Source organism: Paraburkholderia tagetis (assembly GCF_022213065.1).
GTDB classification, from domain to species: Bacteria; Pseudomonadota; Gammaproteobacteria; order Burkholderiales; family Burkholderiaceae; genus Paraburkholderia; species Paraburkholderia tagetis.
In genome coordinates, this window is sequence record NZ_JAKLJA010000004.1 from 197,698 (window position 1) to 212,969 (window position 15,272).

Below are 15,272 nucleotides of genomic sequence, written 5' to 3' on the forward strand. Positions count from 1 at the left end.
GTGGAAGATGCAGCATGGTGCGCTGCGTCATGAAGCGGGGATTTTGCGCATGGGCGCCGGCATGCAGCATGCACGGTGCGCACGGCTCCGGTTACACTTCACGCTGCCCGGCGGCGGCGCCATGGGAGCCCGCCGCGTCCACACGGATCGCGTACATGATCGAGAGCCTGATTTCAGACATTCTGTTCGGTTTCACCGGACTGATCAGCATCATTAACCCTTTCGGAATTGCATTTGTTTTTCTCGATCGCACGGCGTCGCTCAGCGACGAAGAGCGGCGCCTGCTCGCCAAGCGCGTTGCCACCAATGCCGGCTTCGTGCTGCTCGTGGCGTTTTTCGTGGGCACGCCCATCCTGCATTTCTTCGGTATTTCGATGGAGGCGCTGCGTATCGGCGGCGGCCTCGCGGTGGCCGTGAGCGGCTGGCAGATGCTCAATGCGCCGGAACCCGACCCGTCGGTCGCGGATCATCCGGTGAAACCACTCAGCGCTGCGTCGGCGTCCGGCAAGGCTTTCTTTCCGCTGACGGTTCCGCTCACCACAGGTCCTGGCTCCATCGCCACGGCCATTGCGCTCAATGCGAATCGCACGCACAAGCTTTCGGCGTTTCTGCTCTCGGGCATTGCCTCGGTGGCGATCTCCGTGCTCGTGGTCGTCGTGATCTATTACGTCTATAGCCGCGCCGCGCGTCTCGCATCGTACCTGGGCGTGGAAGGCACACGTGTGGCTATGCGCGTGTCGTCGTTCCTGCTGCTGTGCATTGGCGTGCAGATCATACTCACCGGCTTGAGCGGCTTTATCTCACCGCTCCTCGGCGCGCACGCGGGCAATTGAATCGCGGCGCACGGGGTTCACTGTCCGCCACGTTCGGACGTTCTCAGGGACGTTCGCGGGGACGTTCGCGGTGACGTTGATTGGGTCGTTGAAAGTAGAGGGTAATCATGTGCCGCTGGCTCGCTTATACCGGTAACGCCGTGCCGCTCGAAACCGTGCTGTTTCGCGCGCGCCATTCGCTGATCGACCAGAGCCTGCATTCGAAGCTCGGCGCGACCACCACCAATGGCGATGGCTTTGGAGTCGGCTGGTATCAGCATCCGCACGATATTCCGTATCGCTATCGCAGCGTGCAGCCGGCCTGGAATGACCGCAATCTGCGTGAGCTTTCGCGTGCAGTGCGCGCGCCGATGTTTATCGCGCATGTGCGCGCCGCTACGCATACCCCGGTGCAGGAGACCAACTGTCACCCGTTCCGGCATCGGCGCTGGATGTTCGCGCACAACGGGCTCATCGAGAGCTTTCCGCTCGTGCGCCGCGATCTGCTGGTGGCGATCGAGCCCGGACGGTTCAGCGCGCTCGAAGGCTCGACCGATTCAGAAGCGATGTTCTATCTCGCGATGACTTTCGGACTCGAAGCCGATCCTGTGCCTGCGCTCGAGCGCATGGTGGGATTCGTCGAGGCTACTGCGAAAAGGCATGGCATCGAGCCGGCGCTCAACATGACGGTCTGCGCAAGCGACGGCGAGCAGCTCGTGGCCGTGCGTTATTCCAGCGAACGCAAGTCGCGCACGCTCTTTCATAGCACTTCGTTCAAGCATCTGCATGAGCTTTATCCCGATGACCCGCGTATCGAGGCTGTGGGAGAGGATGCTTATCTGATTGTTTCCGAGCCGGTTGTGGATCTGCCCGATGCGTGGGCCGAGGTGCCTGAGTCCACCGCGATTGTCGTGCGCGGTGCGCGGATTGAGTATCGGGATTTTGTGCCGGTTGTGGTTTAGTTGTGGTTTAGTTTTTTGTCGTGTGTCTTCGCGCTTTGCGCGTTTCGTTTACTTGTTTTCGTGTCGGTCTATTAGTGTTGCCCCTGTGCGGGGCGGCACCTACTTTTCTTTGCAGCCGCAAAGAAACGTAGGCAAAAGAAAGCCGCTCAAACCGCCAGTGTGACGCCGTCCACCACTTGCCTGTAATCGGAGCGGTTCCGGAGCGTCTGCCATCACGCGGCGTTTTTCGGAGTGACAAAGGGCTCATCCATCCGGCGGCGCTGCGCCCGCCGTGGGGCATTACCCAAACCGATGGGGTGCGTGCGTATTCGCCCGGTCAGGCTGTTTGTTTTTTTGCCGGGGCGCGCTGCGCTGGCGTGCTCTATGTGGCGGCGTTATTTACCATGCGCGTTGGCCGGATTGGTCGTATTTCTCCGCCATGGCGGGTATGCCGGCGCGCACGTGGCGCTCGGCACGTCGCACCTGGCGCGTGAGTTGCACGACGTGCGCGGGCGCGACGCGGCGGCGGCGCAGTGTCCAGATCGCGCCGCGTAGCAGCGCGAAGCTGGCCGGGCCGAGCGAGCGCTGGCGCGCGAATACCGCGAGTGCGTGGCCCGTCGCGGCAAGCGCGTCGCGCAGCGGTAGACGCATCCATGCGACCCAGGCCGAATTGCGCGCGTGCGTGCAGTGCTGCGCGCGCGTGAACCAGCGGCATAGCGGTTCGCGATGCGCGAGCGCCGCCTCGCAATAGACGATCGCATGGCCCGCGCTCAACACGTCAAACGCGGCCAGTTCTTCCGCGCCGCCATGCGAGAGTCGCTCTTCATAGCCGCCGAGCGCGCGGAACACGCTCGTGCGGATGATGCACGCTCCCGCCATGTAGCCTGCGAGCGATGGGCCGGGCAAGCCTTCGCCGCCCGGTGAGGTGGCGTTGAGCATAAGGCACGCCGGGTGGATTTCGCGCTCGTCGTTGCCGACCACTCGCGCATTGAGCACAGCCACGTTCGGATGATCGTCGAGCAGTCGCGCCGCCTGCGCGAGGGCGCCGGGCGCGAACCAGGTGCTGTCGTCGCAGCACGCTACATAGTCGGTGGTCGCGAGCGCGAAGGCGCGGTTGAAACCCGCCATCCCGTGGTCGCCGAGACTCTGAACGATGCGCACTTGCGGAAACAGCGAGGCGAGCAGGCTCACGGTGGAATCGCTGGAGCCATTGTCAGCCACGATCACATGCGGATGCTCGGGCAAGGCGGTGAGCCGCGCCACGGTATCGACGACCTGGCGCACGTGGTTATGCGTGAGCACGACCACGGTCACGCGCGGGCCGGGCCGGGCGCCGGATCCGGCGCCGGTGTCGGCTCCGGAGGCGGGTCTGGGACCGGGTTCGGAGCCAGGGGTGGGAGGAGAGGCGTTCATCGCATTTCGGGCGGCGGCGAGCCGGCGGCCAGAGTGCAGATTGCTCTGCGGACATGTGTTTCAGCATACGCCGATGCCGCCAGGCGTGCACACGCACAGCAAACCGCAAGCGCCGCTACGCTGCGCCGCGGCATGCCTGCATCGCGAATCAGCGCGCGGGCGTCGCCGCTTTCCCGGCGTTCGTCGCATTCGTCGCGTATGCCGCGGGCGTCGCGGGCGTCGCGGGCGTCGCGCAGGATGACGCGTGGAAACGGGTTTCCGATCGGCACCGAATGCATCGAATTTTTCGCATCGGCACATCCGGCCGCAGGCGATTTCTCGCCGCTGCTGCACACCAACGGGCGTCCCGTTTCTCTATTCGCAATCGAGATAATTCATATTCTCGATATCGCGTTGCGCGATATCACTTGCAGCCGCCAAACTTGCGCAAAATCAACACTTCAGGAGACATCATGCGTACCCAGGTTGGCATCATCGGCGCGGGGCCTGCGGGCCTGCTGCTTTCCCATCTGCTGCATCTGCGCGGCATCGATTCCGTCGTGCTCGAAAGGCGCGGCCGCGATCAGATCGAATCCACGATACGTGCGGGCGTGCTTGAGCAAGGCACCATGGATACGCTCGCCAAGGCCGGCGTCGGCGCGCGCATGAAAGCCGAAGGCGCGCTGCATCACGGCTTCGAGCTTGCGTTCGAAGGCAAGCGCCGCCGCATCGACCTCACCGCGCTCACCGGCAAATCGATCACGGTTTACGCGCAGCACGAAGTGCTCAAGGATCTGGTCGAGGCGCGCGTGGCCGCCGACGGCAAGCTGTTCTTCAACGTCTCGAACACCTCGATTCACGGCATCGAGACGGCATCGCCCTCCATCCGCTTCGAGCACGAGGGCGAGCAGCACGAGCTTCATTGCGATTACGTGATCGGCTGCGACGGCTCGCAGGGCGTCTCGCGCGCGGCCATTCCTGCAGCCTTGCGCCAGGATTACGAGCGCGTGTTCCCGTTCGGCTGGTTCGGCATTCTCGTGGAGGCGCCGCCTTCGTCCGACGAGCTGATCTACGCGCGCCACGAACGCGGCTTTGCGCTCGTCAGCACGCGCTCACCGAACGTGCAGCGCATGTACTTCCAGTGCGATCCGAACGACGCCGTCGAGAACTGGTCCGACGATCGCATCTGGGCCGAGCTGCACGCACGCGTCGATTCGGACGAAGGCCATCATGTGGTCGAGGGCAAGATTTTCCAGAAGAACATCGTCGGCATGCGCAGTTTCGTATCGACGACGATGCAGCACGGGCGCCTCTTTCTCGCGGGCGACGCGGCGCATATCGTGCCGCCCACGGGGGCGAAGGGCCTGAACCTGGCCGTTGCCGACGTGCGCGTGCTGAGCGCCGCACTCGTGGCGTTCTACAAGGAAAGCCGCACCGATCTGCTTGATGCGTACAGCGAAACCGCGCTGCGCCGCATCTGGCGCGCCGAGCACTTTTCGTACTGGATGACGCGCATGATGCACCGTCTCGACGATGCCTCGCCGTTCGAGCAGCGTTTGCAGGTCGCGGAGCTGGAGCACGTCACCACCTCGCGCGCGGCGGCAACCGCGATGGCCGAGAACTACGTGGGCGCGGTGGCGGTTTAGTGCCGTGCAGCGCGTATCGGGAATTCAACGCGCTGTGACTGGCGCAACCGGCGCAATCTCAAACTCCGCAGCCAGATCCGCAAACGGCTTGCGCACCGAATCGGGCAAGTCGATGGCGGTGGTATGGCGCGCGCGGTTATTTGCTTCGTATTCGCCCGGATACTGATCGGCGAACGGCAAGCTCGAGCGTCAAGCGATGGGAGCGAGAGAACCGGTGGCGGAAGAGAGGGGAGCGGCAGACGATGGCAGGAGACCGGCTACGCGCCGGTCCCATGCATGGGCGAAACAAGGTTAGGCAGAAAGCGGTTTACTGGCTCGCGCCCGCTGCGGCGGCTTTCTTCTGCGCGTTCTGGAGATTCGTCGGATAGTTCGGGTCGTTATTTGCCGGCTTGTAGCCCGCGTCCTCCAGCTTCTTCAGTTCGGCGTTGTTTTTCGCGCGTGCGGCCTTGCGTTCGGCTTTGTGCTGCGCGCGTGCCTGTTTGCGTTTCTCGGTCTTGGTAAGCGGCTGCGAGGCCGGCGCGGCGCTTTGCGCGGTGGCTGCGGGTGCGCTGGCGTCCTGGGCGAAGGCAGGCGCGGTAACGCTCAGCAGGAATGCGGCGGCGGCCGCGGCGAGAGTCAGCTTGCTGGTGGTGGACTGCATGGACACCCTCTTGGTTGATTTTTACCGCTGGTTTCAGGGTTTGTAATGCAAGAATCGCGAGAAGCGGCGCGACGGATGCCGCGCCGTCACCAGGTGCGCCGGTTTTATCCGTCGCCCTGGATTGAATGTATACGATCCGCGCAAACGAGGGTAGCAAGTGTGGACCCTGGCTCGTGCCGCGCAGCAGATCCGGGTGCCACTGCGCGGTGCGGCGATGGACGCGATGATGGCGCTGTGCAGCGCTTATGAGCGATCACGTGTGTTTACGTGAGGCTACGCTCGATCACGCGTTCGTATCCCAGCGCCTTGCCGCCACGCGTTCGACGATGCGCGTGCGCTGCTCGAGCGTTGCCGCGCTTTGCGCGCGCACGCGTTCGACCACGGCTTGCGGCGCGCTTTCGGGGCTGCCCGCATTGAACGGCGGCGCCGGTGCATATTCGATTCCGAGCTGGAGCGCCTGCGCGGCTTCCACGCCGATCAGCTCTGCCGCGAGTGTGAGCGCGAAGTCGATGCCTGCCGTGATGCCGCCGCCGGTGATGAGGTTGCCGTCGCGCACCACGCGCTCTTTCACCGCGATCGCGCCGAACGGTTCGAGCAACGTGTGAAAGGCCCAATGCGTAGTGGCGCGGCGTCCGCGCAGGAGACCCGCAGCGCCGAGCACGAGCGAGCCGGTGCAGACCGAGGTGACATAGCGCGCATCGCGTGCCTGGCGGCGCAGGAATGCGAGCGTGGTGTCGTCTTCGAGCAGCGGGGCCACGCCGGCGCCGCCCGGCACGCAGATCACGTCGAGCGGCGGACAGTCGTCGAAGACGGTGTCGGGCGTGAGCAGCATGCCGGTTGCCGACATGACGGGCTCGCGCGTTTTCCAGACGAGCCGCAACTGCGTGTCCGGCATCGATGCGAGCACGTCGTAGGGCCCGCAGAGGTCGAGCGGCTGCACCTTGGGGAAAAGCAGAAATCCGATCTTGAATGCCATGGAGAAAGCCTCGAAATGAAGGTGGAGAAAGACGCGAGCCGTGCCGGCGGCGGCGGCGCGTTCATCGTCATTCATCGTCACTCTATGCGCGCGCACGTGCGCAGGAGCGCCAAAAAGCGCGTAAAAGCTGCCAGCCGCGCTGCTCGAACGCGTGCGACGGCGCTGCTCGCTGTTGCACGTCGCGGCGGCTTGAAGCACGCGCATGCACAGCATGCCGAGCGATATGCAGGCTCGCGCGCCGCAACGTGCGTGACGATTTGCACTGCGTGCGCGCTGAACGCTGCATGCGAAGCACGTGCCTGGCGTGTTGCCTGGACGCGCGCCGAAGCCGCCGAAGGCACCGTTGTTGCGAAAAACCGCCATACGTGTGGCGTTTTCGCCGCATCGCGCACGCGTCGCGCGGGCGCGGGCGGCGTGCATGCGGGTCGCGCCGGAGCACGTTTACCCCTGTAAACAGGTATCGAAATGCATTCGGCAGTCAGCGCCGCGCAACAAATTTGCATCTGCGATGCAAAAGAGTCACGCAAAACGCTTGCACGCTTGTAGAATCCGCCGTTGAAGCATCTGCATTCCGCTGTGCTTCGTCGATTCACTGACCAACACTGGTAGGAGAAACATGCCGACTTCCGCAAAGAAAGTGGCCAAAAAGGCAGCTGCCCCGGCCAAGAAGGTTGCCGCAAAGAAAGCGCCCGCCAAGACGGCCGCAGCTAAGAAGGTCGCCGTGAAGGCGTCCGGCGCACCGTCGCCGATCAAGGACACCTTCACGAAGGCCTCGCTGGCTGCTCACGTTGCTGAGCGTGCTGGCGTCGAGCCGAAGGCCACGAAGGCCGTGCTCGCCGCGCTGGAAGACACGATCCTGGGTTCGGTCCACAAGAAGGGCGCCGGCGAATTCACGCTGTCCGGTCTTCTGAAGATCGTCGTTCAGGCCGTCCCGGCGAAGAAGAAGCGCTTCGGCAAAGACCCGTTCACGGGTGAAGAGCGCTGGTTCCCGGCCAAGCCGGCAACCGTGCGCATCAAGGCGCGCGCGCTGAAGAAGCTGAAGGACGCCGCAGCGGCCTAAGTGCTTCGCGCCGTGGCCTTGCTGCTGCGGCACGCGTGAGTACCCCAAAGAATCCCCGTTGGCTTTGTGCCCGCGGGGATTTTTATTTGCCTATGGAAATCGCATCGTCTCGCTTTTTTCATGCCGAGCATGTGCAAATGTTATGCGCGGGCGTCAGGTAAGATGCTGCTAAATGTTAGTGGTTTCTAACGATCTCGATCTTGACTGACGATGCGCCGAAGGCCGTAGGGCAAAAGTGTATGCGTCCATGTTATGCCAGCTTCCGAACTCAGTATTCGCCAGGTTGAAGCGTTTCGCGCCCTGATGCAATGGCGCACGGTCACGCGCGCTGCGCGTGCGCTTGGCGTTTCGCAACCCGCAGTGAGCCGTCTCGTTGCCGACTTCGAGGCGAGCGTGGGCTTTACATTGTTCGAGCGCGCGCGTGGACGGCTTCTGCCGACCGGCGAGGCGCATGCGCTTCATACGGAAGTCGAGCGTGCGTTCAGCGGGCTCGAACGGGTCGTGCAGGCCGCCGCGCAAATCCGCGAGCAGCGTCGCGGCGCGTTGTGTGTGGCTGGAGTACCCGAACTCGGTCCCGACTTTCTGCCGCGTGTGAGCGCCGCATTCGCGCAGGAGCATGAGGGCGTGGATGTGACGCTGCTCACGCTCGAACCTGCGCTCGCGCTCGAACGCGTGGCGGCACAGCGCTGCGATCTGGCGTTCGTTGGCGAGGAAGCGGCGCCGCGCGCCGTGCGGCTCGAGTGTCTCGGTCAATGGCCGATGCGCTGCATCGTGCCGCGCGGTCATCGCCTCGCGCGTAAGCGTGTCGTTGATGCGGCCGACTGCGAAGGCGAGCCCTTCGTTTCATATTCGGCGGGAACGCATGCGCGGCTGCGCATCGACCGCATGTTCTCCGAGTGCGGTGTCACGCGTCTCCCAAGCGTGGAAGCAGATCTCGCGCAGGCGCTCGTGACGCTGGTGGAGGCGGGGATGGGGATCGCGCTCGTTGATCCGCTCACGGCCGCGGGGGCGAGTGCGCGCGTCGTGGTGAAGCGCTTTGTGCCGGAGCTGGAGGTGCCGCTTAATGTGGCGCGGTACGCGCAGCGGGATGGTGTGCCGCTGGCGGAGGCCTTTCTGCGTTATGCCGTGGCCGCGCTTGGGAGGTTGCGGTGAGGCGCTATGCCGATTTGTAGGGCGCTTTGCGCGTTTTCTTGTTTTCGTGTCGGTCTATTAGCGTTGCCCCTGTGCGGGGCGGCAAGAAAAGTAGGCGAAAGAAAGCCGCTCACACCGCTAGTGTGACGCAGTGCATCACTTGCCTTTAATCGGAGCGGTTCCGGAGCGTCTGTCGCCACGCGCCGTACAACGGAGTGACTAAGAACTCATCCCTCCGGCGGCGCTGCGCGCGCCGTGGGGCATAACACAAACCAGTGGGTGGGCCAGCGTATTCGCTGTTCAGGCGTCCGAGGTGCTCCCGCTCTGCACGCCACCAATGAAAAAGCCAACCCGAAGGGCTGGCTTGCGTAGCGTGCAGCTTTTAGCTGCGTGGTCTCGTCGCGTGGCCGGGCGCGAGCCCGGCTCATGTCGATCAGAACTTGTGGCGGATGCCCAGGCTGACGATTTCCTGCGAGCTCGAAGCCGAGTTGTAGCCGTACGAGCCGATCGATGCGGCAGCCGACTGGGTCGTCGCGCTGTCGACGCGCTGCGTACCGTTGGCGTGCTGGTAAGCCGCGATTGCGTACAGGTCGGTGCGCTTCGACAGGTTGTAGTCCGCGCCGAGCGAAACCTGGTGGTACGAGGCCGACGTGTCGCCTGCGCCGTGCGTATAGATGTAGCCCAGGCCGAGCAACAGGGCCGGGTTCACCTGGTAGCCGAGGAAGCCGCCACCAACGTTGAAGCGCTCGGTCGAACGGAACGCCGAGTAGCCGTCCGGCTTGTACTGGACGTTGGCGTAACGCACGCCGAACGTGAACGGACCTGCGACGTATTGGGCAGCGACCGAAGCGTTGCCAATCGACTTCGCCGAAGCGTAGGCGCCATTGACCTGACCGTCGAACATCGCACCCGACGTCGAGTTCGCCGCCCAGCCGCCGCTTGCCAGGCGGGTTGCCGGCGACGACGAGTTGTCCATGCGGAAGTAGCCAGCGGCGACATTGAACGAGCCGATGCCGTAGGTAGCAGCTGCACCCCAGCTTTGGCCCGAGCCCGTCGCGCCTGCGATGCCGCCCAGTGCGTACATGCCTTCGAACTGGAAGCCGCTCAGAACCGGCGACACGTACTTGACGCCGCTGTTCGTGCGCGAGCTGTTGTCGTTGTTGTCGACGTCACCCGGCGTCGTGAACGTGCTGCCGAAGTAGTTGTCACCGGTCAGCGGCTGAACCATGTCGACCAGCGGGTCGTACTGGCGGCCCAGCGTCACCGTACCGAATTGCTCGTGCGTCAGGCCAACATAAGCTTGACGACCGAACATCAGGCCGCCCTGGCCCAGCTTGCCGGTGTTGACGTCAAAGCCGTTTTCCAATTGGAAAATCGCCTTCAGACCGCCACCCAGGTCTTCCGTGCCCTTCAGGCCGAAGCGGTCGCCCGAGATGTTGCCGGCGTACAGGCCGACCAGGTTCTTGTTGTGGCCTGCTGCGTCCTTGGTGTTGTGCACCCACTGGATCGATTCATCGATCACGCCATACAGGGTCACGCTGCTCTGTGCGTGTGCTGCGCCCGAAACGGCCAGAATAGCCAGCGACAGGGTCGAGAGTGCGATTCGTTTCATCCAGTTTTCTCCACGCAGATAATTTAGTTGTTGCTTGAATTAGTTGATGCTGTTGCGGAATGGAGAATAACGCAGGGGTGCAATTCACCAGAACTGAAAAAAAATGACTGTCGCAAAAAGCTGACACATGCGCAGAAAGCCTTGAAATACAGGGGCTCTAACGATTCGTCAGAATTTTGCAAGGAACGACAGCAGGCGACGCATTATTGTCGTTTTCGATACAAGTTGCGAAACATGCAACCTCAAATCAGGTTACATAAGGGTAAACGCGGAACAACCTCGGGTGCCTCCTGGTTGCGCCGTGTTTCTAGTTTGGCGGTGCCCGGCGCGAATCGTCGGTTGCCACGGCAGCGGGTGTCCGGCGCTTGTCGCGCGCACCGGCGCAACGGCCCGCAGCGGTCGTCACCGCGAGCGCGGCGCTCGCGACAAGCGCTACCGAGCGCCATGGGTGGCGCTTGACGTAGCGGTCGGCGGCGGCCACCGTGCGGCCCGCCCTCACGAGGGTGACGGCGGCGGCATAGGTGGCGCTTTTCTCCGTGTTCACGATCGAGCGGCAAATCTGTCGGCTAGCGGCGCCGAGTCGGGCGAAGGCGCCACCCTTGGCGCGCACCTGGTCGATGGCGGGCAACGGCGCATCGCCGGCTTTCGTTTGAGGGACGGGGTTCGGGGCGGCGCCGGCCGCTGCGTACGAGGGCGGCGCGCCGTTGCCGGCGGCGCGTGGCCCGGTGGCGCCGCTGGCGCCCGGGTTTCCGATGGGAACCGTATGTGCCGGCAGCGCCCCCGCCGCGGTTTCGCGCATGGGCGCGATCGTGGATGCGGCGAGCACCGAGGCGAGCTTGGCGCGGCTGCCGGGCGGCGTTTCCTTCAGGAAACCCCATGCGCCGCGCGGATCGTGCAGACGCGCGCGCGCCGCCGAGAATTCCGCGCCGAGCAGCAGCACCGCTGCCGAGAAATACAGCCACATCAGCAGCACGGCGAGCGAGCCTGCTGCGCCGAATGCCGTGGCCATGCCCGCATGCGCGAGATAGAGCGCGAAAAGTTTCTTGCCCACGGAAAACAGCACCGCCGACACGATGCCGCCCACCATGGCGTCGCGCCAGTGCACCAAGGCGTCGGGCAGGAAGCGCAACAGCGCGGCGAAGGCGATGGCGAGCACGACCAGCCCGAGCGCCAGTTGCACGATGTTTCCGATCATCAAATAAGGAGAATCGCCCCAGAGCCACCGTCCGACGAACGTGATGGCGGCGTCCAGCACGAGCGAGACGATCAGCAGGAAGGCGACGCCGAGCACGAGGCCGAACGAAATCAGCCGCACGCGCACGAGCGCGAGCACCGAAGAGCTGCGTTGGCCCTCCGGCGGCCAGACGATATCGAGTGCGGAATTGAGTGACGAAAACGTTGCGGAGGCGCCGATCGCCAGCATGGCGAGCGAAATCACGGCGGCGATGCTGCCAGTGCCGCCCGCGCGGTGCGCATTCTCCACGATGGTCGTGATGCCCGCGGCGGCGTCGTTGCCGAGCACGTTGTGCACCTGGCGATAGAGCTCGCCGCGCGCTGCGTCGGCGCCCAGAAACCAGCCGGCCACGGCGATCACCATGACGAGCGTGGGCGCGAGCGAGAACGCGGAATAGAACGCGATGCTCGCGGCCAGCGACGGGCAGCGGTGGGCGATGAACTGCTGGCATGCGCCCACGACCCACGAAGCTTCCTTGCGCGCGGCGGATTCGAGCCGTACCGATGAGCGGGTAGCCATGTTGTGCGTCCGGCGTTCCGGCGTGGCCTGTTTCATATTGCCGGTATCCTGCCTGGCACGCGTGGAATGACTGCGTTGGGCCTCATTCGAATTCATCCGACCTCGTTCGACTCATTTAAATATAGAGCAAGCCCGGTACCCAGGCGCCCCTTTGGACACCTCGTGCGATCCGTCTCCCAAAACGTCTTATACTGAAAAAACCCACAACCCCCAAAGCCGAGGACGCACACTATGCTGCAAATGTCCCGGCGCCAGTTCCTCAAGGTCACGGCAACGTCGCTGGCGGGTTCCAGCCTTGCGTTGATGGGTTTCGCGCCCGACAACGCGCTTGCCGAAGTCCGACAATACAAACTGGCGCGCACCACTGAAACCCGCAACACTTGCCCGTATTGCTCGGTGGGCTGCGGGATCCTCATGTACGGTCTCGGCGACGGCGCGAAGAACGCCACCACGAGCGTCATCCATATCGAGGGCGATCCCGATCATCCGGTCAATCGCGGCACGCTGTGCCCGAAGGGCGCGAGCCTCATCGACTTCATTCACAGTCCGCACCGGCTCCAGTATCCCGAGTATCGGGCGGCGGGCTCGAATGAATGGAAGCGCATCTCGTGGGACGAGGCGCTCGATCGCGTCGCGAAGCTGCTCAAGGAAGACCGCGACGCGAACTTCGTCGAGAAAACCGCGGACGGCAAGACCGTCAACCGCTGGCTGACCACCGGCATGCTGGCCGCTTCGGCGGGCAGCAACGAAGTCGGTTACCTCACACATAAAGTGGCCCGCTCGATGGGCCTGCTCGCATTCGACAACCAGGCGCGTGTCTGACACGGCCCGACGGTGGCAGGTCTTGCCCCGACGTTTGGCCGTGGTGCGATGACGAACCATTGGGTCGACATTCGCAATGCGGACGTGATTCTGGTGATGGGCGGCAATGCGGCCGAGGCGCACCCGTGCGGCTTCAAGTGGGTCACGGAGGCCAAGGCGCACCGCAAGGCGCGGCTCATCGTGGTGGACCCGCGCTTTACGCGCACGGCATCGGTGGCGGACTACTACGCGCCGATTCGCACCGGCACGGATATCGCTTTCCTTGGCGGCGTGATCAACTGGCTGCTCACGAACGACAAGATCCAGCACGAGTACGTGAAGAATTACACGGACTTCGCTTTCCTCGTGCGCGAGGACTTTGCGTTCAACGACGGCATTTATTCGGGCTACGACGCGCAAAAGCACGCGTATCCCGACAAGTCGTCGTGGAACTACGAGATCGGTGAAGACGGCTTCGTGAAGATCGACAGCACGCTGCAAAATCCGCGCTGTGTCTATCAACTGCTCAAGCGGCATTACTCGCGCTATACGCCCGAGATGGTGGAGAAGATCTGCGGCACGCCGAAGGAGAAATTCCTCAAGGTATGCGAAATGCTGGCGAGCACGGCCGTTGCGGGCCGCGCGGCCACGGTCATGTACGCGCTGGGCTGGACCCATCACTCGATCGGCTCGCAAATGATCCGCACGGGCGCGATGGTGCAACTGCTGCTCGGCAACATCGGCATCGCGGGCGGCGGCATGAACGCGCTGCGCGGCCACTCGAACATCCAGGGGCTCACCGACCTCGGGCTGATGTCGAATCTGCTCACCGGCTACATGACGCTGCCCAACGAGGCCGAGCAAAGCTACGACGATTACATCAAGACGCGCGCGCTGCAGCCGCTGCGGCCGAACCAGCTCAGCTACTGGCAACGCTACAACGCGTTCTTCGTGAGTTTCATGAGATCGTGGTGGGGCGAGGCGGCCACGAAGGAGAACAACTGGGGCTACGACTGGCTGCCGAAACTCGATAAGCCTTATGACCTGCTACAGACTATTGAGCTGATGAATCAGGGCAAGGTCAACGGCTATATCTGCCAGGGCTTTAATGTGTTGGCGTCCGCGCCGGACAAGGCGAAAACGCTTTCCGCGCTCGGCAAGCTCAAGTGGCTCGTGATCATGGACCCGCTCGCCACCGAAACTTCCGAGTTCTGGAAGAAGTATGGCGAGTACAACGATGTCGATAGCGGCTCGATCCAGACCGAGGTGTTCCGTCTGCCCACCACATGCTTCGCGGAGGAAAACGGCTCGCTCGTGAGTTCTAGCCGCGTGCTGCAATGGCACTGGAAGGGTACCGAACCGCCGGGCGAGGCGAAGAGCGATCTCGAGATCATGTCGGGGCTGTTCTTGCGTATTCGCGCCGCGTATCAGAAAGACGGCGGCAAGCTGCCCGATCCGATCGTGAAGCTCGACTGGCCGTATTCGGATCCGGCGAGCCCCACGCCCGAAGAGCTCGCTAAGGAATACAACGGCAAAGCGCTCGCCGACCAGTCGGACCCGAAGGACGCCGCCAAAGTGCTCGTGAAGAAGGGCGAGCAGCTTGCGAGCTTCGCGCAGCTCAAGGACGATGGCAGCACCGCGAGCGGCTGCTGGATCTTTTGCGGCGCGTGGACCCAGGCGGGCAACCAGATGGGCCGGCGCGACAACTCGGACCCCACCGGCATCGGCCAGACGCTCAACTGGGCCTGGGCCTGGCCGGCGAATCGGCGCGTGCTCTACAACCGGGCTTCGTGCGATCCCTCGGGCAAGCCGTTCGATCCCACGCGCAAGCTGATCGGCTGGAACGGCAGCGCGTGGAGTGGCGCGGACGTGCCCGACTACAAGATCGACGAATCGCCCGATCTCGGCATGGGGCCGTTCATCATGAACCCCGAGGGCGTCGCGCGTTTCTTCGCGCGCGACGGCATGAACGAAGGGCCATTTCCAGAGCACTACGAACCATTCGAGAACCCGCTCGGCTATAACCCGTTCCATCCCAACAATCCGCAAGCCACGAGCAATCCAGCGGCGCGCGTATTCCCTGACGACCGCAAGACGTTTTCGACGGCGCAATCGTTCCCGCATGTCGCCACCACGTACCGGCTCACCGAGCATTTCCACTTCTGGACCAAGCATGCGCGCCTGAACGCGATCATTCAGCCGCAGCAGTTCGTCGAGATCAGTGAAGAACTCGCGAAGGAGGTGGGCGTGGTCGATGGCGGACGCGTGAAGGTGTCGAGCAATCGCGGTTACCTGGTCGCGGTGGCGGTGGTCACCAAGCGCCTCAAGCCGCTCACCATCGACGGCAAGAAGGTGCACCAGGTGGGCGTGCCGCTGCACTGGGGCTTCACGGGACTGACCAAACCCGGCTATCTGACGAATACGCTTACGCCGCCCGTCGGCGACGGCAATTCGCAGACGCCCGAGTTCAAGTCGTTCCTCGTGAAAGTGGAAAAGGCCTAAGGGGGA

Annotated in this window: 12 protein-coding genes; 6 read left to right on the forward strand and 6 right to left on the reverse strand. The window is 63.7% G+C overall.

What is annotated here, in order from left to right; all coding sequences use genetic code 11:
• Nucleotides 1-155 precede the first annotated feature (155 nt).
• Both L5014_RS07940 and L5014_RS07945 read left to right on the forward strand, forming a co-directional pair.
• Entirely contained in the window at nucleotides 156-833 is a 678-nt protein-coding gene (locus L5014_RS07940; protein WP_238463035.1) for a MarC family protein, read from the forward strand.
• Nucleotides 834-940: 107 nt separating this feature from the next.
• Nucleotides 941-1,774, forward strand: coding sequence for a class II glutamine amidotransferase (locus L5014_RS07945; RefSeq protein WP_238463036.1), 834 nt, complete (start codon nucleotides 941-943; stop codon nucleotides 1,772-1,774).
• Nucleotides 1,775-2,152: 378 nt separating this feature from the next.
• Here the strand turns inward: L5014_RS07945 and L5014_RS07950 are convergent, their stop codons facing one another.
• Both L5014_RS07950 and L5014_RS07955 read right to left on the reverse strand, forming a co-directional pair.
• Entirely contained in the window at nucleotides 2,153-3,166 is a 1,014-nt protein-coding gene (locus tag L5014_RS07950; RefSeq protein WP_238463037.1) for a glycosyltransferase family 2 protein, read from the reverse strand.
• On the reverse strand, nucleotides 3,163-3,444 hold the full coding sequence (locus L5014_RS07955) for a hypothetical protein (protein ID WP_238463038.1): 282 nt from the start codon (nucleotides 3,442-3,444) through the stop codon (nucleotides 3,163-3,165). The genes L5014_RS07950 and L5014_RS07955 overlap by 4 nt, the downstream gene beginning before the upstream one ends.
• 174 nt (nucleotides 3,445-3,618) lie before the next feature.
• On the opposite strand from L5014_RS07955, the gene L5014_RS07960 reads away from it, so the two are divergent.
• A complete protein-coding gene (locus tag L5014_RS07960; RefSeq protein ID WP_238463039.1) occupies nucleotides 3,619-4,791 on the forward strand; it encodes a 4-hydroxybenzoate 3-monooxygenase in 1,173 nt (390 codons plus the stop codon).
• 307 nt (nucleotides 4,792-5,098) lie between these two features.
• Here the strand turns inward: L5014_RS07960 and L5014_RS07965 are convergent, their stop codons facing one another.
• Nucleotides 5,099-5,431 (reverse strand): DUF4148 domain-containing protein, encoded by a 333-nt coding sequence (locus L5014_RS07965; RefSeq protein WP_238463040.1) that lies wholly within the window; start codon nucleotides 5,429-5,431, stop codon nucleotides 5,099-5,101.
• A gap of 283 nt (nucleotides 5,432-5,714) precedes the next feature.
• Nucleotides 5,715-6,407 (reverse strand): DJ-1/PfpI family protein, encoded by a 693-nt coding sequence (locus tag L5014_RS07970; protein WP_238463188.1) that lies wholly within the window; start codon nucleotides 6,405-6,407, stop codon nucleotides 5,715-5,717.
• A 616-nt stretch (nucleotides 6,408-7,023) separates the two neighbouring features.
• Between L5014_RS07970 and L5014_RS07975 the strand changes: the two genes are divergently transcribed.
• Together L5014_RS07975 and L5014_RS07980 are read left to right on the forward strand one after the other, a co-directional pair.
• Nucleotides 7,024-7,467, forward strand: a complete 444-nt coding sequence (locus tag L5014_RS07975; protein ID WP_238463041.1) for an HU family DNA-binding protein — start codon at nucleotides 7,024-7,026, stop codon at nucleotides 7,465-7,467.
• A 252-nt stretch (nucleotides 7,468-7,719) separates the two neighbouring features.
• The gene (locus tag L5014_RS07980) at nucleotides 7,720-8,619 is read left to right on the forward strand and encodes a LysR substrate-binding domain-containing protein (RefSeq protein ID WP_238463042.1); all 900 of its coding nucleotides are present in this window, start codon (nucleotides 7,720-7,722) and stop codon (nucleotides 8,617-8,619) included.
• Between the two features lie 412 nt (nucleotides 8,620-9,031).
• Here the strand turns inward: L5014_RS07980 and L5014_RS07985 are convergent, their stop codons facing one another.
• A complete protein-coding gene (locus tag L5014_RS07985) occupies nucleotides 9,032-10,210 on the reverse strand; it encodes a porin (protein ID WP_238463043.1) in 1,179 nt (392 codons plus the stop codon).
• Between the two features lie 307 nt (nucleotides 10,211-10,517).
• A complete protein-coding gene (locus tag L5014_RS07990; protein WP_338019269.1) occupies nucleotides 10,518-11,963 on the reverse strand; it encodes a YihY/virulence factor BrkB family protein in 1,446 nt (481 codons plus the stop codon).
• Between the two features lie 231 nt (nucleotides 11,964-12,194).
• Between L5014_RS07990 and fdnG the strand changes: the two genes are divergently transcribed.
• Complete coding sequence (fdnG, locus tag L5014_RS07995; protein ID WP_238463045.1) at nucleotides 12,195-15,266, forward strand: formate dehydrogenase-N subunit alpha; 3,072 nt, start codon at nucleotides 12,195-12,197, stop codon at nucleotides 15,264-15,266.
• The last annotated feature ends 6 nt before the right edge of the window (nucleotides 15,267-15,272 follow it).